1 pseudogene is annotated in these 236 nt (G+C 36.4%); it reads right to left on the bottom strand.

Features of this window, described 5'->3' with window-relative positions:
• Positions 1-236: pseudogene (locus tag QP442_RS08585) on the bottom strand (type I pantothenate kinase); the annotation flags it as partial.

The following is a 236-nucleotide window of genomic DNA, read 5'->3' as shown; positions in this document are numbered from 1 at the left end:
TACTATAACGTTGGTTGTAGTGAGCGGGATCTCTCTGGGAATTTTCACGAAGTAAAATAAAACGCTCCATATACCATTTTTCAATTAATTCAGTATCAGCATCAACATAAATAGACAGATCAGCATATTCACCAATAAAAAACTGGTCTGACCCGACAAATTGTAAGACATTGATCCCCTCAACAATTAAAATATGGGGCGATTTAATTTCCCGGTAGGCATTAAGTCGGTCATAA

The organism is Pauljensenia sp. UMB1177, assembly GCF_030217965.1.
GTDB lineage: Bacteria > Actinomycetota > Actinomycetes > Actinomycetales > Actinomycetaceae > Pauljensenia > Pauljensenia turicensis_A.
The sequence above is the reverse complement of the archived record's forward strand: the minus strand, read 5'-3'. Positions and strand labels throughout refer to the sequence as shown.